The sequence below is a fragment of the Aminobacter niigataensis genome, assembly GCF_946995915.1.
Taxonomy (GTDB): Bacteria; Pseudomonadota; Alphaproteobacteria; order Rhizobiales; family Rhizobiaceae; genus Aminobacter; species Aminobacter niigataensis.
This window is the reverse complement of the sequence record NZ_OX341517.1, coordinates 3,671,444-3,694,468: the sequence shown is the minus strand read 5'-3', so window position 1 is coordinate 3,694,468 and position 23,025 is coordinate 3,671,444. Positions and strand designations below refer to the sequence as shown.

Here is a 23,025-nt window from a genome sequence, read left to right as displayed (position 1 = left end):
ATGGATCCGTTTGCACTGAAGACGTTGAATGCCGAGCGCCGCGCGCGACGTGCGGCCATCCTGGTCACCGACATGGGCGACGGCCGCGACCGTGTCGTCAAGGAGGGCGATGTCGTCGCGGGCGATCTCGGCGAGGCGATCTCCAGGGCCTTCCGCACCGGCCTTTCCGGCACGGCCGAGGCCGAGGGTCGCCAATTCTTCCTCAACGTGCATCTGCCGCAGCCGCGGCTGGTGGTCGTCGGCGCCGTGCACATCAGCCAGGCGCTGGCGCCGATGGCCAAGATTGCTGGTTTTCCGTTGGAGATCATCGATCCGCGCACGGCCTTTGCCAGCGACGATCGCTTTCCCGACGTCACCCTCCATGCCGAATGGCCCGAGGACGTCTTGAAACATTGCCCGCTCGACCGCTATGCCGCGCTGGCGGCGGTGACGCATGATCCCAAGATCGACGATTTCGCGCTCAAGGCAGCCCTTGATGCCGAGTGCTTCTATGTTGGCGCCCTGGGCAGCCGCAAGACCCACGCCAAGCGCGTCGAGCGCCTTCTCGGCATGGGGGCGACACCTACCCAGATCGAAAGCATCAATGCGCCGATCGGTATCGATATCGGTGCGGCCAACCCGGCCGAGATTGCTGTCGCGGTCCTGGCGCAAGTCATCGCCGCATTCCGTTCGCGCGGGCTTGGCGCCAAGGCAAAAAGCGAGGCGGCGTGAAATTCGGCTCCATCTCAGTCGAACAGGCGGAGGGCGCGGTCCTGGCCCATGCAACCAGTGCCGGGGACCGTCGCTACCGCAAGGCTCATGTGCTCGGTGCCGAAGACATCGCCATCCTGGCGGCTGCGGGCCTGACCGAGATCGTCGTCGCGGTGCTGGAGCCCGGCGACCTCGGCGAGGACGCTGCAGCCGAGACTATCGCGGCAAGCATGCGGCATCGTCATGTCGAGGTGAAGCCGGCGGCGACGGGCCGGGTCAATCTGCATGCGCTGGAAGCCGGTGTTTTCACGGTGGACACTGGCCTCGTCGACGCCATCAACGCCATCGATCCGTCGATCACCGTTGCCACGCTCGCCCGGCACGCCACCGTCGAAAAGGGCCAGATGGTCGCGACGGTGAAGATCATTCCCTTCGCTGTCGCCGGTTATCTCGTGCGGCAGGCAACCGCGCTTTGCGAGCGAAGCGAGATCTTCGCCGTCAATCCGTTCGTGCCGAAGCGTGTCGGCGTCATCCAGACGGTGCTGCCGAGCGTCAAGGCAAGCGTGCTCGACAAGACCGCGCGCCTGACCGAACAGCGGCTGGCACGTTCGGGCAGCCGGCTGACCGCCGAGCGCCGTACCCCCCACGAAGCCTCGGCCGTGGCCGAGGCGGCGAGGGCGCTGGCCCGTGAGCACGACATGGTCGTGATCTTCGGCGCTTCGGCGCTGAGCGATTTCGATGATGTCATCCCGGCTGCGATCCGGGCAGCCGGCGGCACAGTTGTCCGTTCCGGCATGCCGGTCGATCCCGGCAATCTTCTGGTGCTGGGTCATATCGGAGCAACGGCGGTCATCGGCGCGCCCGGCTGCGCCCGCAGCCCCAAGGAAAACGGCTTCGACTGGGTGCTTGACCGGCTGATTTCAGGACTTGAGGTGACTGCGGCCGACATCGGCGGCATGGGCGTCGGAGGTTTGCTGATGGAAATCCCGACGCGTCCGCAGCCGCGCGATCTGTCTGCCATTCCGCCGGTGCGGAGAGTCCATGCGGTGCTGCTCGCTGCCGGCCGCTCCAGCCGCATGGGCGACTCCAACAAGCTGCTGGCGCTGTTCCAGGGCAAGCCGCTGGTGCGCCGCACGGCCGAGCGGGTGCTGGCGTCGAAGGCCGAAAGCACCGTCGTGGTGACCGGCCATCAGGCAGCGCGTATCCGCGAAGCACTTGCAGGCCTCGACATTCCGGTTGCGCACAATGCCGATTTCGTTTCCGGTCTCGCCAGTTCGCTCAAGGCGGGCGTCGCGGCACTTCCCGAGGATGCCGCCGGCGCGCTGATCGTGCTTGGCGACATGCCCGAGGTACTGCCGGCCGACCTCGACCGGCTGATCGAGGCTTTCAAACGCGCCGAAGGCCGCGCCGTGGTCCGCGCCACCCACGACGGCAAGCGCGGCAACCCCGTCATCCTGCCCCGATCGTTGTTCCCTGCCGTCGCCCACCTCGAAGGCGACACCGGCGCCCGGCATCTGGTAGAGGCCGAGGGCGTCGATGTCATCGACGTCGAGATCGGCAAGGGTGCTGGCGTCGATGTCGACACGCCCGAGGCACTCGAAGGAGCGGGCGGGGTGCTGCAGGATTGAGCGTGTTGACAAAAGGCCTGTTGGCCAGCCAACCCTTGGTGATGGTTCTCAACGCTTTCAAATCGAAGTCGCATTCCCTCGCGCCCCCCTCTGTCCTGCTGGACAGTCCGGCAGGACAGAGGGGGGCAACGTGTAGCGCTTGGCTGCAAGTCAGCATACGCCACTTCGTACTGCCGCTTGTTCTCGCCGCATCAGTTGCCTCTCCCGCCCATGCCCAAACCCTCGCGCCCTACAAGGACGACCTCTTTGCCTATCCGGCGATCCTGTCCTCCGAGGGCGACACCTACCGCGTCGTCGATTACCAGGAGATGCGCGACATCAACGAGCGCGACCAGGTGCCTGAGCGCAGGGTCCAGGGCAAGTATGTCTCGACCGGCGTGCGCAAGGTGCAGCAGGACCTGGTGTTAAGGACCGACGCCGGCGAAATCAGGCATGTCGCAGTGGGCAAGACCGAGGGCGCGTCGGTCATCGTGCTCTACCTCCACGGCCAGGGCGGCAGCCGCAAGCAGGGCGTCGACGACTTCACCTTCGGCGGCAACTTCAACCGTATCAAGAACCTGATGGTCGCCAATGGCGGGCTCTATCTGTCGCCTGACTTTTCCGACTTCGGCGACAAGGGCGTGGCCGAAGTGGCGGCGCTTATCGACCACTACTCAGCCCAGTCCCCTGGCGCGAAGATCGTCGTCGCCTGCGGCTCGATGGGCGGAGCGTTGTGCTGGGGACTGGCTCGTGACGCTAGGGCGGCCAAGCAGTTGAGCGGGCTGATGCTGCTTGGCTCGCTGTGGGAGGACGGTTTTCTCAAGTCTCCGGCTTTTGCGGCCAAGGTGCCGGTGTTTTTCGCCCAGGGCAGCAAGGACCCGGTCTTCCCGGTGGAAAAGCAGGAGGCGTTCTTCCGCTCGATCCTTGCCAAGAAGCCGGGTTACCCCGTGCGTTTCGTGCGTTTCGAGACCGGCACCCACGGTACGCCGATCCGCATGACCGACTGGCGCGAGACGCTCAACTGGATGCTGGCAGCAAGATAGCGGTCACGGCCCGGTGTTGTAGTCGAGCACGGTCTCCGGGTTGATCTCGCCGTCATAGGATGCATCGACGTCGTATTTCACCAGCGAGAACGCGCCGTCGCGGAAGATCCAGATGCCGTCCGACGAGGCGTCGCCGACGCCGCGCCATTTGGCGTGCGAGGCGATTGTCCTGGTGTTCACGTCGTAGAACGAATTGACCAGCTCGCCTTCCGAGCGGTAGCCGATGGTGCTGACGCTCTCGACCTTGCCCTCGCTGTCGTCGTTCTCGTAGCGGATATCGAGTTCGGGCGTGGCGAAGTGTTGCTGCCTCACCCCGGCAAGCTCGCTCCAGAAATAGTAGACGTGGGTCTCGTTGTAGGCGCCCATCGTGCAGTAGAACCGGAACAGCCTGGCCTCGCTCGGCTTGGCGTCCGCCGCGTCTGTCTTGTTGTGATAGGAAATCGTGTAGCTCAGCGCGGCATCGTCGCGTTCCGAGCGGGTGTCGCACGAGCCTTGGTAGTCACTGGCAAACAGCTTCTTTGCTTGGTCGAGCACGGCATCGATTTCGGTGGGCGGGGCGTCGCCGCATTGCTTGGGCAGCGCTCCGGCCAATTCGCCTTCGGCGGGCTTGAGTGCGCCCTTGTCGAGTTGGATCGGAGTGAACGGCGGCTCCTGGATCGAGCCGCTGACCTGGCGGGCGGTATAGCAGCCGGCGAAAACCTTCTCGGTGCCGTCCTTGTCGACGGCGCGGATCGCGACCGGGATGTTGTAGAAGATGCTGCCGGCGGCGCCTTCCGAGCTGACCGCGCCGGTTTCGACGTCGACGCGCTCGGTCGCCTCGTAGCCCTTGGCGAAGGTTTCGAAATCCTTGGCCGGCTTGGCTTCGCCGAAATAATCCCAGGCCCGGGCATATTCCTTGCGGCTCACCGCATTATAGAGCGAGCGGACGACGGCGGCCGCGTCGGATCGGTCATCGAGATAAGGCAGTTCGGCCGCGAATGCCTGGACGGGCCATAGTGCCGAAAGGGCCAGCGTGGCGGCCGCGGTCGTCGAAAAAATCTTCATCGCGAATCTCCTGCCTGCCGCAATGATGCCTGATCGATTGCGGCAGCGCAGTGACGCGCGGGATCATCACGCCTGGCGCGTCGACATTTCCCGGGCGATGCGCGGGAAATCGGCCGGCTTGACGCCGATGTCGGAGCGGTCGGCATTGCTCATCGCATTGAGCAGCGCGAGCGCTGCGCGATAGCGTGCCTGTTCCTTGGGGCGCGGGCGGGCGAACAGTTCAGTGTAGAAACCCATGTTTCAGGCTCCTGTTGGTCCTCCCATTGCACATATAGGTGATTCCATTGCGATTGTGCAGTGCAGCATAAGCATGGCTGCCATGCGGGGTGCCGGCGTTTTATCTCGTCGCGATGAAACAAAAATCCCATCGCCAGCGTAACTGCATTGCCGGCGACTGCCGGTTTTCCTCGCCGTAGGGCGTTTCCGGGCCGTCGTCCTCGTGCGGCCCGGCTTTTTCTAGTTCGATTCCTAAGATGCGGACGAAGCATCGAAGCGATTTTTAACCGGCCACCCCTATGGTTCTGCCGGATATTGCGTATGATTTGTTTTCGTGCGGAGGGCCTTGCATGGGCACCGGGATCAATCGGGACTTTGCTTCGTTGCTCGATGATCTGTTTGTTGCGTCCGAGCCAGGCGACGTTGCGCCCGCGCCGACGATCCCTTTCGACTATCTTGCGGTTGCCGACGAGCTGCATTCGGGCCGCATCCGCGTCGCCGGCGAGACGGTTGCCGCCGAGTACCGCGAAGCCGGGGCCGCGCTGGAAGACGAGTTCGTGTCGCTGCTCGACATGGTCAAGGCCAAGGCGGTTGCGGTCGAGGAGCCCGAGGCGCCGTCGATCGACCCAGAAGTGATTGCCGCCGAATTGGGGCTGGCCGATGCCAAGCCCGCCGATTTGGCCAAGATGCGCCGCATCTTTGCTCTGGCCAACCATCCCGACCGGGTGGCGCCGCACCTGCGCCAGCGCGCCATGGTGCGCATGCAACTGGCCAACATGATGATCGACGACGCCAAGCGGCGTACCGCCAAGAAAAGGAGCTGACGCCGCAGGGCGATCGGCTTGATGCCGCCGGCGGCTGCCTTGGCCGGCTCAGCAAAACACCCTATCTACGAGGAGCTGTACTTCCACAGCCGGAAGCCACCATGCTCAGAGTCCAGAAGATACCGCTCAACGACATCTATGTGCCTGCCGCGCGCAAGAAGACGCTGCATCCCGAAACCGTGCGGCATCTCGCCGAGGACATCGTAGAGAACGGCATGAAGACGCCGATCCAGGTGCGTCACGACGGCAAGCGCTACGTGCTGGTCGAGGGCCTGCACCGGCTCGAAGCGGCGCGCTGGCTGGGCGAGACGTCGATCGATTCCTATCTGGTCCAGGCGCGCAAACACTAGCCGCCGATTTTTTTGCGTCGAACTGTCGGTGCGGCCCGCTGTGCTTCGTCCTTGCCTCGAACGCCAAATTCATCAGGAGACGACGACATGAATGCTAGTGCCAACGACCGCGAGCTGGTGCTCACCCGCATCATCGATGCCCCTCGCGAAAAGCTCTATCGCTGCTGGACCGATGCCGAATTGCTGCCGAAATGGTTTGCGCCGCTGCCCTGGACGACGGCCAGCGCCAGGCTCGACGTGCGCGCCGGCGGCACCAGCGCCATCACCATGCGCAGCCCCGAGGGCGTCGATTTTCCCAGCTCCGGCGTCTATCTCGAAGTCGTGCCGAACGAGAGGCTGGTCTTCACCGATGCCTTCACCGAAGCCTGGTTGCCGTCGGAAAAGCCGTTCATGGCGGCGACCGTGACCTTCGAGGATGCCGGCGGCGGCAAGACAAAATACACCGCCATTGCCAGGCATTGGACGGTCGAGGATCGCGAGGCTCATGAAAAGATGGGCTTTCACGAGGGCTGGGGCCAGTGCGCCGACCAGCTCGAGGCTTTGGCGAAGACGCTCTGAGGGGTGCCTTTCCTTCTCCCCTGTGGGAGAAGGTGCCCCCAAGGGGCGGATGAGGGGTGCTGGACGGAGTGCAGCGCTTCAGATTTTTCACCATCCAGAGTTTCCTTCTGCCTCTCATTCCTTCCAACACCCCTCATCCGACCTCGCTTCGCTCGGCCACCTTCTCCCGCAAGGGGGGAAGGCAGGTAAGTCAGGCGCTTCCTCATCCGTGGAAAATTTCTCTACCAATGTCGGCGTCCCGTCATCCCGTTCGTCCTAGGAGCAACGGGTCGCAAGACCTGGCGAGAGAAGGGACGAGGACATGAACAAGCGTAGTTTCATCACCATGCTGGCGGCGGCGGCACTCGCGGTTGTAACCGGAGGGTCGACTATGGCTGAGACGACTAAATCTACGGCTGCCGGCGCCAAGACCGGACATGCCGAGATCAACGGTGTGAAATACTATTACGAGATCCGCGGCGAGGGCGAGCCGTTGCTGCTGCTCCATGGCGGACTAGGCTCGATCGACATGTTCGGACCGGTGCTGCCGGCGCTGTCGAAGGGCCGGCAGGTGATCGCGGTCGACCTCTACGGCCATGGCCGAACCGCACTTACCGAGCGCAAGATGAGCCTTGTCGACATGGGCGACGACATGGCGGGCCTGCTGAAGACACTCGGCTACGGCAAGATCGACGCCATGGGCTATTCGATGGGCGCGGGCGTCGCCTTCCGCCTTGCCGTGCAGCACCCAGACGCGGTTCGCAGGCTTGTGCTGGTATCGGCGGGCTTTGCCCAGGACGGCTTCTATCCCGAGATGCTGCCGATGCAGGCCCAGGTGGGTGCTGCCATGGCCGAGATGATGAAGCCGACGCCGATGTACCAGGCCTATGCGGCGGTGGCGCCGAAGGTCGAGGATTTCCCCAAGCTGCTCGACAGGATGGGCGAGATGATGCGCACGCCCTATGACTGGGCCGACGACGTCAGGACGCTGAAGATGCCGGTCATGCTGGTCTATGGCGACAGCGACATGTACCGGCCCGAGCACATCGTGAAGTTCTACCAGCTGCTCGGCGGCGGCTTGAAGGATGCCGGCTGGATGCGCGAGACCATGTCGCAGAACCGCCTGGCGATCATCCCCAACCGGACCCACTACGATGTCTTTTTCGCGCCCGAACTGGCAGCGATGGCGCTGCCCTTCCTCAACGGCGAGACCAAGGTGAAAACCTGGGACGAGCAGGTCAAAGCAGCGCAGTAGGCGAGGGCGCCGCAAGCCCGGCCGACACAGTCGCCGCGCGCTTCGAAATGGCGCGCGCGGCGGTCTCTTTTGTTGCTGTCGGCGGCCGCGCAGTGTATCTTTCCCGCGCGTTCGAAATACCCCAGTTGGGGCCTCGAAACTTCGGCATACCGGCAAACCGGCAATGAGTTGGCCATGGCGGGATCGGACTGTCCGATACCATCGCTTGGGTGCCAGCCGCCTGCTCCGCCTGTTCCGGTCCATAGCGTCCGATGTACGCCCACCGGAGGAACGGTCATGGCTATCTCATTGACGATGCAAGAATATCTAGAGGACAATCACATCCGCTACGACGCCGCCAAACACGCGCGGACCGGCTGCTCGATGATGACTGCCGAGGCGAGCCACGTGCCCGGCAATGCCCTTGCCAAGGGTGTGGTGCTGAGATGGGAGGACGGCTATGTGCTCGCCGTGCTGCCGGCCTCGCGCCATGTCGACCTCGCCAGGATGCGCGAGATCATCGGCGACAAGGTGCGGCTCGCCACCGAAGAGGAGGCAAGCTCGCTGTTTCCCGACTGTGACCAGGGGGCTGTCCCGATCCTCGGCGTGCCCTACAGGGTGGCTTGCGTGGTCGATGAGCAGCTGCGCCGCGGCAGCGACGTCTATTTCGAGGGCGGCGACCACCGCACGCTGGTGCATGTCTCCGGCGACGAGTTTTCGCGCCTGATGTATGGCATGCCGCAGGCCCGCATCAGCTGGTAGCAAGCGCAATACGCAAATCCGGCGAGGCGGCCACCTCCAATGGCCGCCAGCCGACGAAAAGCCCGTTTCGTGTCACGCAACCGCCATTTGCCGGTCACGGTTCGGGATTATGTTGTGTCTAGTCTATTGGTCACGAACGGAGGCGACTATGGGCGATCAGCCGGAACTGACGCTTGAGGAACTGTTGCACGACCCGATCATCCTGAAGCTCATGGAGCGTGACGGATACAGCGCCGACGACATCCGCATGCTCGCACGGCATGCCGTGGCAGGTACCCAGGGATGGGAAAGCGTGTCGTCCAGTGCAAGCGCCCGCCGGAAGAGCAGGCTGTTTCGCCCGATGCCTTCGGCCTGCGCGACGCTGCCGCTGTGCCCCTAGGGCCATTCAGGCCCTAGACCAGGCCATTTCCGAAAGGACGCCGCTCTATCTCAACGCCTAGACGCGGATTTCGACGCCACTGTCGCGCAGCTTGTTGAGCAAGCGCTCTTCGGGCAGCGTATCGGTGACGAGCGTGTGGATGTCGCACAACGAACCGAGCCGGACGAGCGCGCGGCGGCCGAATTTTGAGCTGTCGACGGCCATGATGGTGCGTCCGGCCTGGCCCATCGCGGCGGAGACTGCGGCGACCTCGGCATGGTCGTCGTCGCCGATGTCGCCGTCATGGTCGACACCGCTGACCGAAATGACGGCGACGTCGAACTTGAACCTCCTGATATAGTCTGATGTCTCCTCGCGGAACACGCCGCCGTCGACCTGGCGGACGAAGCCGCCGGGGACGGCAATAGCGAAATTGGTGCTTTCGCTGAGCGTCGTGGCGACGCGCAGCGAGTAGGTGACGACGCGCAGGTCGCGGCGGCCGATCAGCGCCCGTGCCACCGCCTCGCAGGTGGTGCCGGTGTCGATGAACACGGCAGCGCCGTCCGGGATGAGTTCGGCGGCGAGGCGGCCGATCTTTTCCTTCTGCGCGGCATTGTCGACCCGACGCTGGCGCAGCACCGACGGCTCGACCGGTGTCGAAATGGTAGCTCCGCCGTGCAGGCGGCGCACCTTGCCGTCCTGTTCGAGAGCCATGATGTCGCGACGCGCGGTCTGTGTCGTTACCCCGTAAAGCGTGGTGATCTCCTCGATCGAGACGTAGTGGTTTTTCTCCAGATAGCTCAAGAGCTGGGCCTGGCGCCTCGATTTCTTGTCGTCCTTGTCCATGCCGGGTCCGTTCGTTCTGGGCATCTGTGATCCGGTCTCCACAATCCTAGCTAGCAAATTCGTATGCCGGGTTCATCCGGCTTCTCTGCGTCGTGCGGGGTTTTGGGATTGTACCCAGGAATGTTGTAAAAGTGACATCTACCGCAATTAATGTCCGAATCCGTACTTTTTAGTGACCGCAACATGTCATTCGCACGCCAGCCCTGGCGGTTTTGTGACAATGCGCGGTCGCGTCGCACACAGGAGTTACGCGATGACGACTTTCCAACATGGCGCCGAGGATGCGCCTGCCCAAACCCGCCCCAACAGGCGTCTGCGCGCCGCAGCAGCCGCGCTGCTGTGCGGCACGGCATTGGCCGTCTCGGCGGTTGCCGCACAGGCGGCCGAGGATTCGATCCGGATCCTGACGCTCAACACCTGGCTCGACAGGTTCAAGGCCAATCCGAGCGTGATGTCGGAGTTCTTCATCAAGGGCAATTACGATGTCCTGACCTTCCAGGAACTTCAGGCCAACAGTACCTATGTGCGCGACATTCCCGGGATTCTGAGCGGAGCCGGGCTTGGCGCCTTCGGCAAGCGCCAGGACGGCGACGTCGGTGTGTTCTCGCGCCTGCCGGGCACATACGGCGCCAACAAGATTGGCGACACCGCCACCTACACCTTGCTCGACGCCACTTCGAGCCGGCCGCAGAGCTACGTCGCGACGACTCATCTCAACTACTACGACTCCTCTACCAACCGCATCAATGAAGCCAAGGGGCTGAACCAGTGGGCGGCCTCGGCGACGGCCCCGATCATCATGACCGGAGATTTCAACGCCGGCGACGTCTCGGAACGCGGCCTGCACTCGATCAGCCAGCAGGAACGGCTGCTCAGGATCTATACCAAGAACCCCACCAACGCGTTCTATCTCGACCTGCTGAAGCAGTATGCCAAGGATCAGCCGCAGCTCGACGCCTTCATCGCCCAGTGGAGGGGAAAGGGAAATGCGGCGATCGACGGCGCGCCGATCCCTGCCGGCCTGTTCGCCGACGAGATGTATCCGGTCGCCGGCAACCTGCCGCAGACCATGAACATCCTGAAGAAGCAGTACCAGGTCCTGCAACTGGCTAATGAGCGCGAGCAGTTCTCGCCGCATGCGCTGAACGACGGTTCGGTGACCTGGCCCTCGCACGGCGAGGACGCGACCAACACCTGGGGCAGCTGGCACCGCGTCAAGATCGACCATTTCCTGGCGTCGCGGCCATTCGGCAAGTGGTGGCAGATCGACGACGACCAGAACGACCCCTATCTCGGCGTGATCACCGATGTCAGCTATGTGACAAACGCCAATGGTTCGAAGACGCCGCTTTCCGACCACGAGCCGGTGGCGCACAATGTGCGCTGGGTCGGGCCGCAGCTCGAGGCCTATGACGACAACGGCACGGCAAAGACCCGCGTCGTCTGGGGCAAGGACGCTTCGACCTTCGCCGAGCGCGGCAAGGAGTTTTTCCTCTCGCGCAACAACATGCGCGACGACGTCTATCTCGGCCAGATCTCCGACGCCAACGGCCTGCCGATCCTGGCCGGGCTGACGGAGGCCGAGAAGAAGACGCTGCTCGACTGCAAGAGCACCGATGCGCGCTTCCAGCAGGCGATTGCCGACTATTGCATCGACGACCATACTTTCATCGGCGAACTCAAGGTCGCCGACGGCGGCACCGTCGTCGTCGAAGAGGACGCGGCCCTCGGCACCGAACAGGCGAAGCTCCGCCTCGATGGCGGCAGCCTCAGGATTGCCGGCACCGACATGCATGTGCTGGGCCGCAACGTCGTGCTGGAGGCAGGCGGCGGCTCGATCGACATCGCCGATGCAACCAATGTCGTCGGCGTCAACAAGGAGATCGCGGGCGCGGGCAGCCTGACCAAGCTCGGCCTTGGTGCGCTGGTGCTCGACGGCACCCACAGCTACACCGGCGAGACCGTCGTCGGGGCCGGCGTGCTCTCCCTCCAGGGCTCGATCGCCTCCTCGACGCTGACGACGATCGGCGTCGGCGGCACGCTTGGCGGCATCGGCACGCTCGGCAATACGGTGGTCGCCTCGGGTGGCGTGCTGGCGCCGGGCAATTCGATCGGCACCATCAATGTCGCCGGCGACGTCACCTTCGAGGCCGGCTCGAAGTTCGAGGTCGAGGCCAACGACAAGGGCGAGAGCGACAAGGTCGCGGCATCAGGCAAGGCCATGCTCAAGGGCGGCTCGGTGCTGACGCTGGCCAGTGGCAACAATTATGCGCCGCAGACCAGCTACAAGATCGTCACGGCAGGCGGCGGCGTGACCGGCACCTTTGCCGACGTCAGCTCGAACCTCGTCTTCCTCGACCCGACGCTGGCCTATGGCGCCAACGACGTGACGCTGACGCTCAGCCGCAACGACATCAGCTTTGCCGAGGTCGGCGCCAACGGCAACCAGAAGGCGACCGCCGCAGCCCTGGAAACCCTCGGCTTCGGCAATGCCGCCTACGCCGCGGTGGCCAATCTCGATGAGGCCGGCGCACAGCAGGCGTTCGAGCAGCTTTCGGGCGAAGTCCATGCCTCGGCCAGGGGCATGATGATGCAGGATGGCGGCGTCATGCTGGACGCTGCCACCAGCCGCATCGACCAGGCTTTTGGCGACAACGCAGCGGCCAGCATGCCTGTCATGGCCTATGGCGACGACGGGCTGGAACTTGTGCCTGCCGACACCGACCGCTTCGCGCTGTGGACGCGGGCCTTCGGCTCATGGGGCGACAGCAAGGCCGATGCGACCAATGTCGGCTTCGACCGCAGCACGGGCGGGCTGCTGGCGGGTGGCGATGCCATGGTCAGCGACAGCTGGCGCGCCGGCGTGATCGCGGGCTACAGCCGTTCGTCATTCAATAGCGCCAATGGCGGCTCGAGCGGCAGCGCCGACAACTATCATGTCGGCGTCAATGCCGGCACGCGGGCCGGTCCCTTTGGGCTGACCGTCGGCGCCGGCTACACTTGGCACCGCTTCGACACGGCGCGCCAGGTCGCTTTCGCCGGCTTCGCGGACGCGCTGTCGGCCAAATATGATGGCGGCACAGCGCAGGTGTTCGGCGAGGCGAGCTACAAGGTCGAGGCCGGGCGCTTCACCGTCGAGGGCTTCTCCAACCTGACCTATGTCAACCTGCGCACCGATGCCTTCACCGAAGCGGGCGGGGCGGCAGCGCTGTCCAGCGAAGCGTCGAGCAGCGACGTGACCTTCACCACGCTCGGCGTGCGCGGCTCGACCGAGGTGGCGCTGGGCGCAGTCGACGCCACGCTGCACGGCACGCTTGGCTGGCGCCACGCCTTCGGCGATGTCGCTGCGACCTCGTCTTTCGCCTTCGACGGCAGCGGCGGCTTCGACATCACCGGTTCAGCGATCGCCAGGGACGCGGCGGTGCTGGGTGCCGGCATCGACTTCGCCGTCGCGCCGAAGACGAGGCTCGGCATCAGCTATACCGGGCAGGTGAGCAACGGTGCTTCCGACCACGGTGTCGATGCCAAGCTGACGGTCAGCTTCTAGGCATCGAACAGCATCCGCGGCCATGGGCCTTGGCCGCGGATGTTGGGGAAAGTATTCGCGCGTTGTTGGCGGGCGAAATGAACCGCGCCAGCGCCGTGCTGAAGTTCGGCAACTGAGCCGCTGTCGTCAGGCGCCGATTGCCGGCCGCGCCACAAGGGCAAGGAATTCGCGGGTTGCCCGCGTCGCATGACGCTCCTTGTGGCGGAGCGAAAAGAAGCGGCGCTTGGGCAGGTCGAAATCGATGGCGACCAGTGTGCCGGCCTTGAGCGAGGCTTCGGCGACGAGCCGCGACATCACGGCGACGCCGGCGCCGGCCTCGACTGCGGCCCGTACAGCCTCGTTCGACGGCAGTTCCAGCGCGATGTCGAGGCTGCCGGGCTCAATACCGCGGGCGGCGCGCACGGCCTCGAAATGCGCGCGCGTGCCCGAGCCCGGCTCGCGCAGGACCCACCGCGCCGCCTGGAGGTCGCGCGGGGTGAAGGCAGCGTTGCTGGTCCAGGGATGGCCGGGCGCCGCGACGAGTACCAGTTCGTCGTTGTCGACCGGCTCGATGGCCAGGGCCGGGTCGTCGACTTCGCCCTCTACGAAGCCGAGATCGGCAATGCCGTCTCGGACCTGGGCTGCGACTGTCTCGGTGTTGCCGATGGTCACGTCGAGCTCGATGCCGGGATAGCTGGACCTGAACCGGTGGGCGATGCCGGGCAGCCAGTAGTTGGCGACCGTCTGGCTGCCGGCGAGCTTGAGCGTGCCGCGCTTGAGGCCGGCAAGATCTGCAAGTACGATCTCGGCGGAGCGGGCGCGGGCGAGCACGGCGCGCGCCTCGGATAGGAAGATCCGGCCGGCCTCGGTCAGTACGATGCGGCGGCCGACACGGTCGAAGAGCTGGGTCTGGTAGTGCGCTTCGAGTGCCGACACCGCGGCACTTGTCGCCGATTGCGTCAGGTTGAGTGCTTCGGCGGCGCGGGTGACGTGTTCGCGCTCGGCCACCGCGACGAAGATCCTGAGCTGTTCGAGGGTCACGGTGTTCCTTTCAGTCGTCAGCCCGCAAGCTTGACCAGTATCAGACTGAAAACCGCAATGAAAAGGAATGCGCCGAGGCCAAGCAACAGTGGACGGGCGCCACGGGCCCAGAGCCTGGCGATGTCGGTGTCGAGCCCCATGGCGGCGAGCGCGGTGGCCAGAAGGAAGGTGGTCAGCGTGACGATCCACGCCTTTGCCTCGGACGGAATGTCGATCAGGCTGTTGAGGCCGACCATGGCGACGAAGCCGAGCACGAACCAGGGCATCGGGGCAGGGGCACCGTCCCGGGACCTTCCCGCCGACCTGGCGCGCTGCCTGGCAGCAACACCGAGCGCGATCACCACCGGCGCCAGCATCATGACACGGGTGAGCTTGGACACCGTGCCGAACTCGCCGGCTTGCTGGCCGTCCTGGAAGCTTGCCGCGACCACCTGGGCGATCTCGTGGATCGAGGCGCCGGCCCACAGGCCATAGGCGTGAGCGTCGAGGTGGAACAGGCCGGGCAGCAGTGGATAGGCAAACATCGCCACCGAGCCGACGACGGTGACACACGCAACCGCATAGGCGACGTCCTCGTCGGGCGCACTGGTCACCGTGTTGGTGGCGATGACCGCCGAGGCGCCGCAGATCGAGGTGCCGGCGGCGATCAGCTCTGCAAGCTTGCGGTCGACACCGATCGCCTTTCCCAGCCACAGCGTGAAGGCGAAGGTGGCGACGAGCGTCGTGGCGATGATGGCGATGCCCGCAGCACCCACCTCCGCAACCTGGCCCGCAGTGAGTTGCAGGCCGAGCAGGATGATGGCGAAGCGCAGCAGCCTGCGCATGGCGAAAGTCACCCCGGCCTTGGCCGCGGCCGGCGTGCCCCGGAGATTGTGAAATGCCATGCCGATGACGATGGCGATGATCATCGGGCTGAAGGCCGAGAGGCCGGGAATAAGCCGGAGCGCGAAGGCGATGCCGGCGATGGCCACGGTCAGCGCAACGCCGGGCAGCAGGTTGCAGCGGCTTTCATGGCGCGCCTGACGCGGGCTGATGGCGACGGCGTCTTGGGCTTCGGCTCGGGTGTGGGCGTTCATGGCTTGGTCCTTTTCAGGTACAAGCTATTGTTGCCCGTCTGATCGATCCAACGCGTAATAATGCTTGAATCATTCGAATGAATCGATTGGTTTTCCGGTGGCCCTGTTCAGCCCATGCCGTGCCACTGGACGAAATATCCAGCGCGTCTATAGCGGTGCACCGGATGACGCGGTCGTGTCCTTCGTCTTTTCAGTCCTCTTGCCAACCGGAACGAAGATGCCTGTTCACGAGATCGCAGCAATCGGGGCCGCGACATGCTGGGCCGTCACGGGATTGATCTCGGCCGGACCCGCCGGCTATCTCGGCGCGCCGGCATTCAACCGCTTGCGGCAGGTCTTCGTCACCGGGCTGCTGGCGCTCTACGTGCTGTTCACCGGCACCTGGCGCGAACTCGACGCCGGCAGTGCCGGGCCCCTGCTGCTGTCCGGCCTGGTCGGCATCTTCGCCGGCGACACGCTGCTGTTTGCGGCGCTGAACCGGCTCGGGCCCCGGCGATCGGGCATCCTGTTTGCGCTGAACGCCCCGATGGCCGCCGTTCTCGGCTGGCTGATGCTGGGCGAAGACCTCGCGCCGAAAGCTGCCGCGGGTATCGGCCTGACGGTCGCCGGCGTGTTGCTGGCGATCCTATTCGGCAAGCGCCGCGATCAGCTGCACGCCTGGGAGACGGTGAAGGGGCCATTGTGGGTCGGCGTGACGCTCGGACTGGGGGCGGCGGCCGGCCAGGCGATCGGCTCCATCATTGCCAGGCCGGTGATGGCGACCGGCATCGACCCGTTCGTGGCGTCGATGCTGCGTGTCGGCATCGCCGCTTTTTGCCTCAGCGTGCTGATCCAACTGCCGATACCGGCCGTAAAACCGCGGGCGCCGCTGACATTCAAGGTCGCGGCACTGACGGCGTTGACCGGCATCATCGCGCTCGGCATCGGCATGACGCTGCTGTTATTTGCGCTTTCCGGCGGCAAGGTGGGCATCGTCTCGACGCTGTCGGCAACCTCGCCGGTGATCATCCTGCCCATGCTGTGGGCGCGGACCGGCGAACGCCCCGCCGGCGGCGCCTGGGCCGGGGCGGCACTGGTCGTCGCCGGCATGGCGTTGATCTTCATGCGCTGACGGGCGCTGGTTTTCTGCCATGCGGCACCGGCTGAAACTGGTGTTCCAACCGCATCCCGGATAGCGTCGCATCACATCGAATGCTGTGCCGACATCGTCAGGGGAAGGGTCCATAGGTGGAAGACAGGGACACGCGCCGGCTCGAAATGGTCGTGCTGATGACGCCCGAGATGGCGAATTTCAGCGGCAAGGTGCATGGCGGTGCCTTGCTCAACCTGCTCGACCGCGTCGCCTTTTCATGCGCCTCGCGCTATTCCAACAAATACGCGGTCACGCTGTCGGTCGACCAGGTGGTGTTCAGGGAGCCGATCAATGTCGGCGAACTGGTCACCTTCCGGGCGTCGGTCAACTATGCCGGCCGCACCTCGATGGAAATCGGCATCCATGTCGAAGCCGAAAACATCCGCTCCGGCCAGCGGCGCCACACCAATTCCTGCTATTTCACCATGGTGGCGGTGGACGAAGACGGCCGCCCGACCGAGATTCCGGCTTTCGTGCCGTCGACCGACATCGACCGCCGCCGCCACCGCGCCGCCGAGCTGCGCCGCGAACTGCGGCGGGAGTTCGAGGCGAGATTCCGGGCGGCGGCCAATGCGGATGAGGGGTAGCTGGAAACGGAACTCAAACGGCGGGCGCTTTACTTGGCACGGACTTACCATTCGTTATGTCGGCTCATCGTTCGCTGGATCGAGCGGCCAGTTGCCCCCGCTTGTCCGCAAATCGACGGCCTTCGAAAATGGCCGCTGGCCTCCCTGCCTTCGTCATCCTCGGGCTTGACCCGAGGATCCATGCCGTGAGGGTGAGGAATGCGGAACGGGAGATGAAAGGTGGGCGTTCTGGACCGCTTGGGCGTTGCCGCAAGGTCACGGCATGGATCCTAGGGTCTCCGCGACGTCGCTGCGCTCCTGCTCCGCCCTAGGGGGCAATCGTCGATGGTGTAAGGGGCGCGGCCGCTCCTCACCCAAGACTACATGCGTTAAGGCATCGGCAGGTGCGGAGGGCTTGCACACAACTTTGCCGCGAGTAGGCTCCAGTCATGACCGGCTACGTCTACATGACCGCCAGCCAGAAGGGTGGCACGATCTATATCGGCGTGACCAATGACTTGGCGCGTCGTTTGCCGGAGCACAAGTCGGGTGAGGGTACAGGCTTCACCGCTCGATATGGCGTGCATCGCCTCGTTTGGTACGAGGAGCATTTCGATATCCGCGACGCCATCCAGCGCGAGAAATCGCTGAAGCGCTGGCAGCGCCAATGGAAGATCGAGTTGATCGAGACGAGCAATCCCGAGTGGCACGAGCTGTTTCGCGGACTTGGATGGTGAGGGGAATTGGTGGTCTCTTCCGTTTCGTCATCCTCGGGCTTGACCCGAGGATCCATGCCGTGAGCGTGAGGAATGCGGAGCGGGGCAAGAAAAGGCGAGCGTTCTGAACCGTTTGGGGGTTGCCGCAAGGTCACGGCATGGATCCTAGGGTCTCCGCGACGTCGCTTCGCTCCTGCTCCGCCCTAGGATGACGAAGGGAGGGGGCGTTCGCGCCAATCGTCGGGGAGGACTTGCGCAGGTCATGAGCGGCTACGTCACATGACTGCTAGCCAGAAGGATGGCACGATCTATGTCGGCGTGACCAATGACCTGGCCCGTCGTTTGCCGGAGCACAAGTCGGGTGATGGTACAGGCTTCACCGCGCGATATGGTGTGCATCAGCTCGTTTGGTACGAGGAGCATATCGACATCCGCGCGTCATCCAGTGCGAGTAGTCGCGGAAGCGAGTCATTGCCTGCCCAGTTACTAAAAGAGTAGGCCGCACTGTGGCGGCCTACTGTCTTTTCGCTATTACTTTACCAGTGGGACCACGCCTCAACTGCACCCGCTCGTCGCGCCGCAGGTATCACACTTCTCGCAGGTGCCGTTTCGCACCATGGTGAAGTTCTGGCACTCCGAGCAGGAATTGCCGGTGTAGCCCTGCAGCATCGACTTGGCGCGGCGGTCGGCGGCGAGTTTCTTGGCCTCTGCTGCTTCCTGGGCTGCGGCGTCGGTGAACAGCGACGTCGTGACCGATGTTTCCTCGACGGTCTCTTCGGTCGTGACTTCTTCGACCAGTTCCTTGGCCCGCTCCTCGTAGTCGCGCTTGTAGGCGGTCGATTCCTCCGCCGAGATCGCCGCCTTGGGGGCGAGCGCCAGCACGTTGGAGCCGGAGAAGGCGGTCACAGGCGTCACGCGCGCTGGGCTTGCGGTAGCCGCCGAGCCCTTGGGGTCGTTGCCGGCGACACCGGAGACGACCTTGAGCGGGGAGGCGCCGCGGGTCAGGCCCTTGGAAAAGGGCAGGGCCTTGCCTTCGGTGATGCCCTTGCCGAGCGCCGTCTTGTCGAAATCCGACTGGTCGACATGGGCGAGGTCGTGGCGGCCGAGATAGGAGACGGCGAGTTCGCGGAAGACGTAGTCGAGGATCGAGGTGGCGTTCTTGATGGCGTCGTTGCCGACGACCATGCCGGCCGGCTCGAACTTGGTGAAGGTGAAGGCCTCGACATATTCGTCGAGCGGCACGCCGTATTGCAGGCCGAGCGAGATCGAGATGGCGAAATTGTTCATCATCGCGCGGAAGGCAGCGCCTTCCTTGTGCATGTCGATGAAGATTTCGCCGAGGCGGCCGTCGTCGAACTCGCCGGTGCGCAGGTAGACCTTGTGGCCGCCGACGACGGCCTTCTGGGTGTAGCCCTTGCGGCGGTTCGGCAGCTTTTCCCGCTCGCGGTAGAGCCGCTCGATGACGCGCTCGACGATCTTTTCGGTGACCTGCACCGCCTTGGCGGCGGCGGGTGCCGCGATCAGCGCCTCGACGGCATCGTCTTCGTCCTCGTCCTCGTCGGCGATCAGCGAGGCGTTCAGCGGCTGCGACAGCTTGGAGCCGTCGCGGTAGAGCGCGTTGGCCTTGAGCGCCAGCTTCCACGACAGCATGTAGGCGCTCTTGCAGTCCTCGACCGTCGCCTCGTTGGGCATGTTGATGGTCTTGGAGATGGCGCCCGAGATGAAGGGCTGGGCCGCCGCCATCATGCGGATGTGGCTCTCGACGCTAAGATAGCGCTTGCCGATCTTGCCGCAGGGATTGGCGCAGTCGAACACGGGCAGATGCTCGTCCTTGAGGAACGGCGCGCCTTCCAGCGTCATTGCACCGCAGACATGGATGTTGGCGGCTTCGATGTCGCGCTTGGAAAAGCCGAGCGCCGGCAGCATCTCGAACGAGAAGTCGTTGAGCTGCGCCTCGGTCAGGCCGAGCACGTCCTTGCAGAAGTCCTCGCCCAGCGTCCACTTGTTGAAGACGAACTTGATGTCGAAGGCGCTCTTGAGAGCGGCGTTGAGCGCCTCGATCTTCTCGTCGCTGAAACCCTTGGAGCGCAGCGAACCGGGGTTGATGCCGGGCGCCTGGTTGAGGTTGCCGTGGCCGACGGCATAGGCCTCGATCTCGGCGATCTGGGCTTCGCTATAGCCGAGCGTGCGCAGCGCCTCGGGCACTGCACGGTTGATGATCTTGAAGTAGCCGCCGCCGGCGAGCTTCTTGAACTTGACCAGCGCGAAGTCCGGCTCGATGCCAGTGGTGTCGCAATCCATGACCAGGCCGATCGTGCCGGTGGGCGCGATCACGGTTGCCTGGGCGTTGCGGTAACCATGCTCCTCGCCGAGCTCGATGGCGCGGTCCCAGGCGGCGCGGGCATGGGTCACCAGTTCCTGCTGCTTGAGGTCGGAAGCGACCAGCGGCACCGGATGCACCGACAGCTTCTCGTAGCCGTCCTTGTCGCCATAGGCGGCGCGGCGATGGTTGCGCATGACGCGCAGCATGTTTGCGGCGTTGCGGTCATAGTCGGGGAAGGCGCCGAGTTCGGAGGCCATCTCGGCCGAGGTGGCGTAAGCCACGCCGGTCATGATCGCCGTCAGCGCGCCACCGATGGCGCGGCCCTCGTCGGAGTCATAGGGAATGCCGGACGTCATCAGCAGGCCGCCGATATTGGCATAGCCGAGGCCGAGCGTGCGGTACTCGTAGGAGAGCTTGGCGATCTCCTTGGACGGGAACTGCGCCATCATCACCGAGATTTCGAGCACGACGGTCCACAGGCGCACCGTGTGCTCGTAGGCCGCGATGTCGATGGTGCCGTCGGTGTTGCGGTAGGGCAGCAGGTTGATCGAGGCGAGGTTGCAGGCCGTGTCGTCGAGGAACATGTATTCCGAGCACGGGTTCGACGCACGGATGGCGCCTGCGGAGGCGCAGGTGTGCCAGTCGTTCATCGTGGTGTTGAAGTGCAGGCCGGGATCTGCCGAGGCCCAGGCGGCGTAGCCGATCTTTTCCCACAGATCGCGCGCCTTGAGCGTCTTGAGCACCTTGCCGTCCTTGCGGGCGGTCAGGTGCCATTCGCCGTCGCCCTCGACAGCGCGCAGGAAGTCGTCCTTGAGCGAGACCGAATTGTTGGAGTTCTGCCCCGAAACGGTGAGGTAGGCCTCCGAATCCCAGTCGGTGTCGTAGGTCTTGAACTCGATCGAGCTGTAGCCCTGCTTGGCGAACTGGATGACGCGGTAGATGTAGTTCTCCGGCACCGCGTTCTTCTTGGCGGCCTTGATCTCGCGCTTGAGCGCGGTGTTGACGGCCGGGTCGAAGCAGTCGTCATCCTGGCCTTCGCAGTTGACGCAGGCCGCCATGATCTTGCTGAGGTGCTGGCGCACGATCTTGGAACCGGTGACCAGCGCCGCCACCTTCTGCTCTTCCTTCACCTTCCAGTCGATATAGGCCTCGATATCGGGATGGTCGGCGTCGACCACCACCATCTTGGCCGCACGGCGGGTGGTGCCGCCCGACTTGATGGCGCCCGCAGCGCGGTCGCCGATCTTGAGGAAGCTCATCAGGCCGGACGAACGGCCGCCGCCGGACAGCTTTTCACCTTCGCCGCGCAGGTGGCTGAAGTTCGAGCCGGTGCCCGAGCCGTATTTGAACAGGCGCGCCTCACGTACCCACAGGTCCATGATTCCGCCCTCGTTGACGAGGTCGTCGGCGACCGACTGGATGAAGCAGGCATGTGGCTGCGGGTGCTCGTAGGCCGACTTCGACTTGGTCAGCTTGCCGGTGAAGGGGTCGACATAGAAGTGGCCCTGGCCAGGACCGTCGATGCCATAGGCCCAATGCAGGCCGGTGTTGAACCACTGCGGCGAGTTCGGCGCCACGCGCTGGGTGGCGAGCATGTAGGACAGCTCGTCCTTGAAGGCGCGGGCGTCGTCTTCGCTCTTGAAGTAGCCGCCCTTCCAGCCCCAGTAGGTCCAGGTGCCGGCGAGACGGTCGAAGACCTGGCGGGCGTCGATCTCGGAGCCGTAGCGTTCGTTTTCGGGCAGCTTGGCAAGTTCGGCCTCGTCGGGAACCGAACGCCACAGGAAGGAGGGGACGTCGTTCTCCTCGACCTTCTTCAGACGGGCGGGCACGCCGGCCTTGCGGAAATACTTCTGCGCCAGGATATCGGCCGCGACCTGGGAGAACTGCGCCGGCACATCGATGTTGTCGAGCCGGAAGACCACCGAGCCGTCCGGATTCTTGATCTCGGAGAGCGCCTTGCGGAACTCGATCTCCGCATAGGCCGATTGTCCATCCTTGGTGAAACGCCGCTCGATGCGCATCGGTCGATTTCCTTTTGTCTATATATAGCGTCTTTCGCGGGAAATTTCCCATTGCTGAAACGAAAGACGCAATGCCGATCTTGCCGGCCGCCCGAACGACCGGTCACCATTGCCGAAGAAGCCGCCGCCAGACCGGAAATCCTCCTTGCGGAGCGCCTTCCCGTCAGCCTGCGGACCGCTTCGGGTCCTTGAAACTGAAACTTTGTTGCGATTCCCTCGCTGAGGGAGAACTCACACTATCTAGCGTCCAGGCTGCCTGCAAACACTAAATATAGTGTTAACAGAAGATTTCTGCCAGTCCCCAATTTTTACCCGTCAACCCCTCGGACACACCGAAACCACGCGCGACGGCGCCCCGCCTGTGCGGGTGCAAATGCGAGCGGCAACTCACTAGATCTGGAGAAAGGACCGGGCTCTGAACTTTCCGGTCACGCACTCAACAAGCGCGCTTGAGTCATAAAAAGCGACTCGGGGGGTAACGTCAAGAAGTCGTTTATGCAGATTTTGTGACCCCAACATCTTGTGTGTCACTTGTGTGGATAACGGGGAGAACCGGCTCCGTGAACGAAGCCGGCAAGATACCCGCTTGGCGGCGTCTCGCGCTTCAGGCGGCGACTTTTCCGTGGGCTGCGCCGAAGGACGAGATCAGCCGGCAAAGGTCTGGTTCGTTGACCATGCGCGCGGCCTCGGCAGGCGACACCCACTTGCGCGTGCGCTGGCGCCGCTCCTTCCACTTCTCGGCGACCTTGCGCACTTCGAGCGGATAGACCAGCACCTCGCAGGCGACCTGTTCGCCGCTCGCCAGTTCCTTGGAGTAGAAATAGCGGCCCGCCTCATGGATATCGACCGAGCCGCTCAGGCCGGCTTCTTCGCTCGCCTCGCGAGCGGCAGTCTCGCACAGCCGTTCGGATTCTTCCGGCCAGCCCTTGGGCAGGACCCAGCGCCCGGTGTCGCGGCTGGTGATCAGCATGATCTCGATGGCGCCGGAGGCGGTGCGCTGCCAGGGCAGGGCGGCGACCTGCAGCCTGCAGGCGGGAGCGCCGAACAGCCGGCGTATGCGCTCGACGAGGGGGCTGTGATAGACAGGCTTCATCAGCATCGGCAGTCCTACCC

At 64.3% G+C, this 23,025-nt stretch carries 21 protein-coding genes; 14 read left to right on the top strand and 7 right to left on the bottom strand.

Features of this window, described 5'->3' with window-relative positions; genetic code table 11:
- The 3 genes from O1Y97_RS18085 to O1Y97_RS18075 are packed head-to-tail and all read left to right on the top strand — an operon-like array spanning window position 1 to window position 3,340.
- Window positions 1–711 carry an XdhC family protein gene (locus O1Y97_RS18085; RefSeq protein WP_183261699.1) on the top strand — a complete coding sequence of 237 codons (711 nt, stop codon included), beginning with the start codon at window positions 1–3 and terminating at the stop codon, window positions 709–711.
- Window positions 708–2,318: a molybdopterin-binding/glycosyltransferase family 2 protein gene (locus O1Y97_RS18080; RefSeq protein WP_318761905.1), complete on the top strand. Its 1,611-nt coding sequence runs from the start codon at window positions 708–710 to the stop codon at window positions 2,316–2,318. The genes O1Y97_RS18085 and O1Y97_RS18080 overlap by 4 nt, the downstream gene beginning before the upstream one ends.
- A 5-nt stretch (window positions 2,319–2,323) precedes the next feature.
- Window positions 2,324–3,340 (top strand): alpha/beta hydrolase family protein, encoded by a 1,017-nt coding sequence (locus O1Y97_RS18075; RefSeq protein ID WP_404801196.1) that lies wholly within the window; start codon window positions 2,324–2,326, stop codon window positions 3,338–3,340.
- Window positions 3,341–3,343: 3 nt separating this feature from the next.
- Here O1Y97_RS18075 and O1Y97_RS18070 read toward each other — a convergent pair whose 3' ends face one another.
- Both O1Y97_RS18070 and O1Y97_RS18065 read right to left on the bottom strand, forming a co-directional pair.
- Window positions 3,344–4,384: a DUF1176 domain-containing protein gene (locus O1Y97_RS18070; RefSeq protein ID WP_318761904.1), complete on the bottom strand. Its 1,041-nt coding sequence runs from the start codon at window positions 4,382–4,384 to the stop codon at window positions 3,344–3,346.
- A gap of 66 nt (window positions 4,385–4,450) precedes the next feature.
- A complete protein-coding gene (locus tag O1Y97_RS18065; RefSeq protein ID WP_183261692.1) occupies window positions 4,451–4,621 on the bottom strand; it encodes a hypothetical protein in 171 nt (56 codons plus the stop codon).
- Window positions 4,622–4,950: 329 nt separating this feature from the next.
- On the opposite strand from O1Y97_RS18065, the gene O1Y97_RS18060 reads away from it, so the two are divergent.
- From O1Y97_RS18060 to O1Y97_RS18035, 6 genes are all read left to right on the top strand, one after another.
- Window positions 4,951–5,424 carry a hypothetical protein gene (locus O1Y97_RS18060; protein WP_318761903.1) on the top strand — a complete coding sequence of 158 codons (474 nt, stop codon included), beginning with the start codon at window positions 4,951–4,953 and terminating at the stop codon, window positions 5,422–5,424.
- 101 nt (window positions 5,425–5,525) lie between these two features.
- Window positions 5,526–5,774 (top strand): ParB N-terminal domain-containing protein, encoded by a 249-nt coding sequence (locus O1Y97_RS18055; RefSeq protein ID WP_108608392.1) that lies wholly within the window; start codon window positions 5,526–5,528, stop codon window positions 5,772–5,774.
- An 87-nt stretch (window positions 5,775–5,861) separates the two neighbouring features.
- A complete protein-coding gene (locus O1Y97_RS18050; protein WP_318761902.1) occupies window positions 5,862–6,332 on the top strand; it encodes an SRPBCC family protein in 471 nt (156 codons plus the stop codon).
- A 301-nt stretch (window positions 6,333–6,633) separates the two neighbouring features.
- Window positions 6,634–7,566, top strand: a complete 933-nt coding sequence (locus O1Y97_RS18045) for an alpha/beta fold hydrolase (RefSeq protein ID WP_108608390.1) — start codon at window positions 6,634–6,636, stop codon at window positions 7,564–7,566.
- A gap of 276 nt (window positions 7,567–7,842) precedes the next feature.
- Entirely contained in the window at window positions 7,843–8,307 is a 465-nt protein-coding gene (locus O1Y97_RS18040; RefSeq protein WP_318761901.1) for an aminoacyl-tRNA deacylase, read from the top strand.
- 148 nt (window positions 8,308–8,455) lie between these two features.
- The gene (locus tag O1Y97_RS18035; RefSeq protein WP_108608388.1) at window positions 8,456–8,686 is read left to right on the top strand and encodes a phosphoheptose isomerase family protein; all 231 of its coding nucleotides are present in this window, start codon (window positions 8,456–8,458) and stop codon (window positions 8,684–8,686) included.
- Window positions 8,687–8,743: 57 nt separating this feature from the next.
- Here O1Y97_RS18035 and O1Y97_RS18030 read toward each other — a convergent pair whose 3' ends face one another.
- Window positions 8,744–9,535 (bottom strand): DeoR/GlpR family DNA-binding transcription regulator, encoded by a 792-nt coding sequence (locus O1Y97_RS18030; RefSeq protein WP_318761900.1) that lies wholly within the window; start codon window positions 9,533–9,535, stop codon window positions 8,744–8,746.
- A gap of 229 nt (window positions 9,536–9,764) precedes the next feature.
- Here O1Y97_RS18030 and O1Y97_RS18025 point away from each other — a divergent pair, with 229 nt between their 5' ends.
- Entirely contained in the window at window positions 9,765–13,058 is a 3,294-nt protein-coding gene (locus tag O1Y97_RS18025; RefSeq protein WP_318761899.1) for an autotransporter domain-containing protein, read from the top strand.
- 126 nt (window positions 13,059–13,184) lie between these two features.
- Here O1Y97_RS18025 and O1Y97_RS18020 read toward each other — a convergent pair whose 3' ends face one another.
- Together O1Y97_RS18020 and O1Y97_RS18015 are read right to left on the bottom strand one after the other, a co-directional pair.
- Window positions 13,185–14,078, bottom strand: a complete 894-nt coding sequence (locus tag O1Y97_RS18020) for a LysR family transcriptional regulator (protein ID WP_318761898.1) — start codon at window positions 14,076–14,078, stop codon at window positions 13,185–13,187.
- Window positions 14,079–14,095: 17 nt separating this feature from the next.
- Window positions 14,096–15,154: a YeiH family protein gene (locus tag O1Y97_RS18015; protein ID WP_318761897.1), complete on the bottom strand. Its 1,059-nt coding sequence runs from the start codon at window positions 15,152–15,154 to the stop codon at window positions 14,096–14,098.
- A gap of 217 nt (window positions 15,155–15,371) precedes the next feature.
- Here O1Y97_RS18015 and O1Y97_RS18010 point away from each other — a divergent pair, with 217 nt between their 5' ends.
- The 4 genes from O1Y97_RS18010 to O1Y97_RS17995 all read left to right on the top strand — a co-directional run bounded on the left by O1Y97_RS18010 (window position 15,372) and on the right by O1Y97_RS17995 (window position 18,066).
- Entirely contained in the window at window positions 15,372–16,265 is an 894-nt protein-coding gene (locus O1Y97_RS18010; protein WP_183261676.1) for a DMT family transporter, read from the top strand.
- Window positions 16,266–16,411: 146 nt separating this feature from the next.
- Window positions 16,412–16,873 (top strand): acyl-CoA thioesterase, encoded by a 462-nt coding sequence (locus tag O1Y97_RS18005; RefSeq protein ID WP_108609928.1) that lies wholly within the window; start codon window positions 16,412–16,414, stop codon window positions 16,871–16,873.
- Between the two features lie 428 nt (window positions 16,874–17,301).
- A complete protein-coding gene (locus O1Y97_RS18000) occupies window positions 17,302–17,589 on the top strand; it encodes a GIY-YIG nuclease family protein (RefSeq protein WP_108608383.1) in 288 nt (95 codons plus the stop codon).
- A 258-nt stretch (window positions 17,590–17,847) separates the two neighbouring features.
- Window positions 17,848–18,066 (top strand): GIY-YIG nuclease family protein, encoded by a 219-nt coding sequence (locus tag O1Y97_RS17995; RefSeq protein ID WP_318761896.1) that lies wholly within the window; start codon window positions 17,848–17,850, stop codon window positions 18,064–18,066.
- A gap of 57 nt (window positions 18,067–18,123) precedes the next feature.
- Here O1Y97_RS17995 and O1Y97_RS17990 read toward each other — a convergent pair whose 3' ends face one another.
- On the bottom strand, window positions 18,124–21,912 hold the full coding sequence (locus O1Y97_RS17990; RefSeq protein ID WP_108608381.1) for a vitamin B12-dependent ribonucleotide reductase: 3,789 nt from the start codon (window positions 21,910–21,912) through the stop codon (window positions 18,124–18,126).
- 604 nt (window positions 21,913–22,516) lie between these two features.
- Window positions 22,517–23,011: an NUDIX hydrolase gene (locus O1Y97_RS17985; RefSeq protein ID WP_318761895.1), complete on the bottom strand. Its 495-nt coding sequence runs from the start codon at window positions 23,009–23,011 to the stop codon at window positions 22,517–22,519.
- Between the last annotated feature and the right edge of the window lie 14 nt (window positions 23,012–23,025).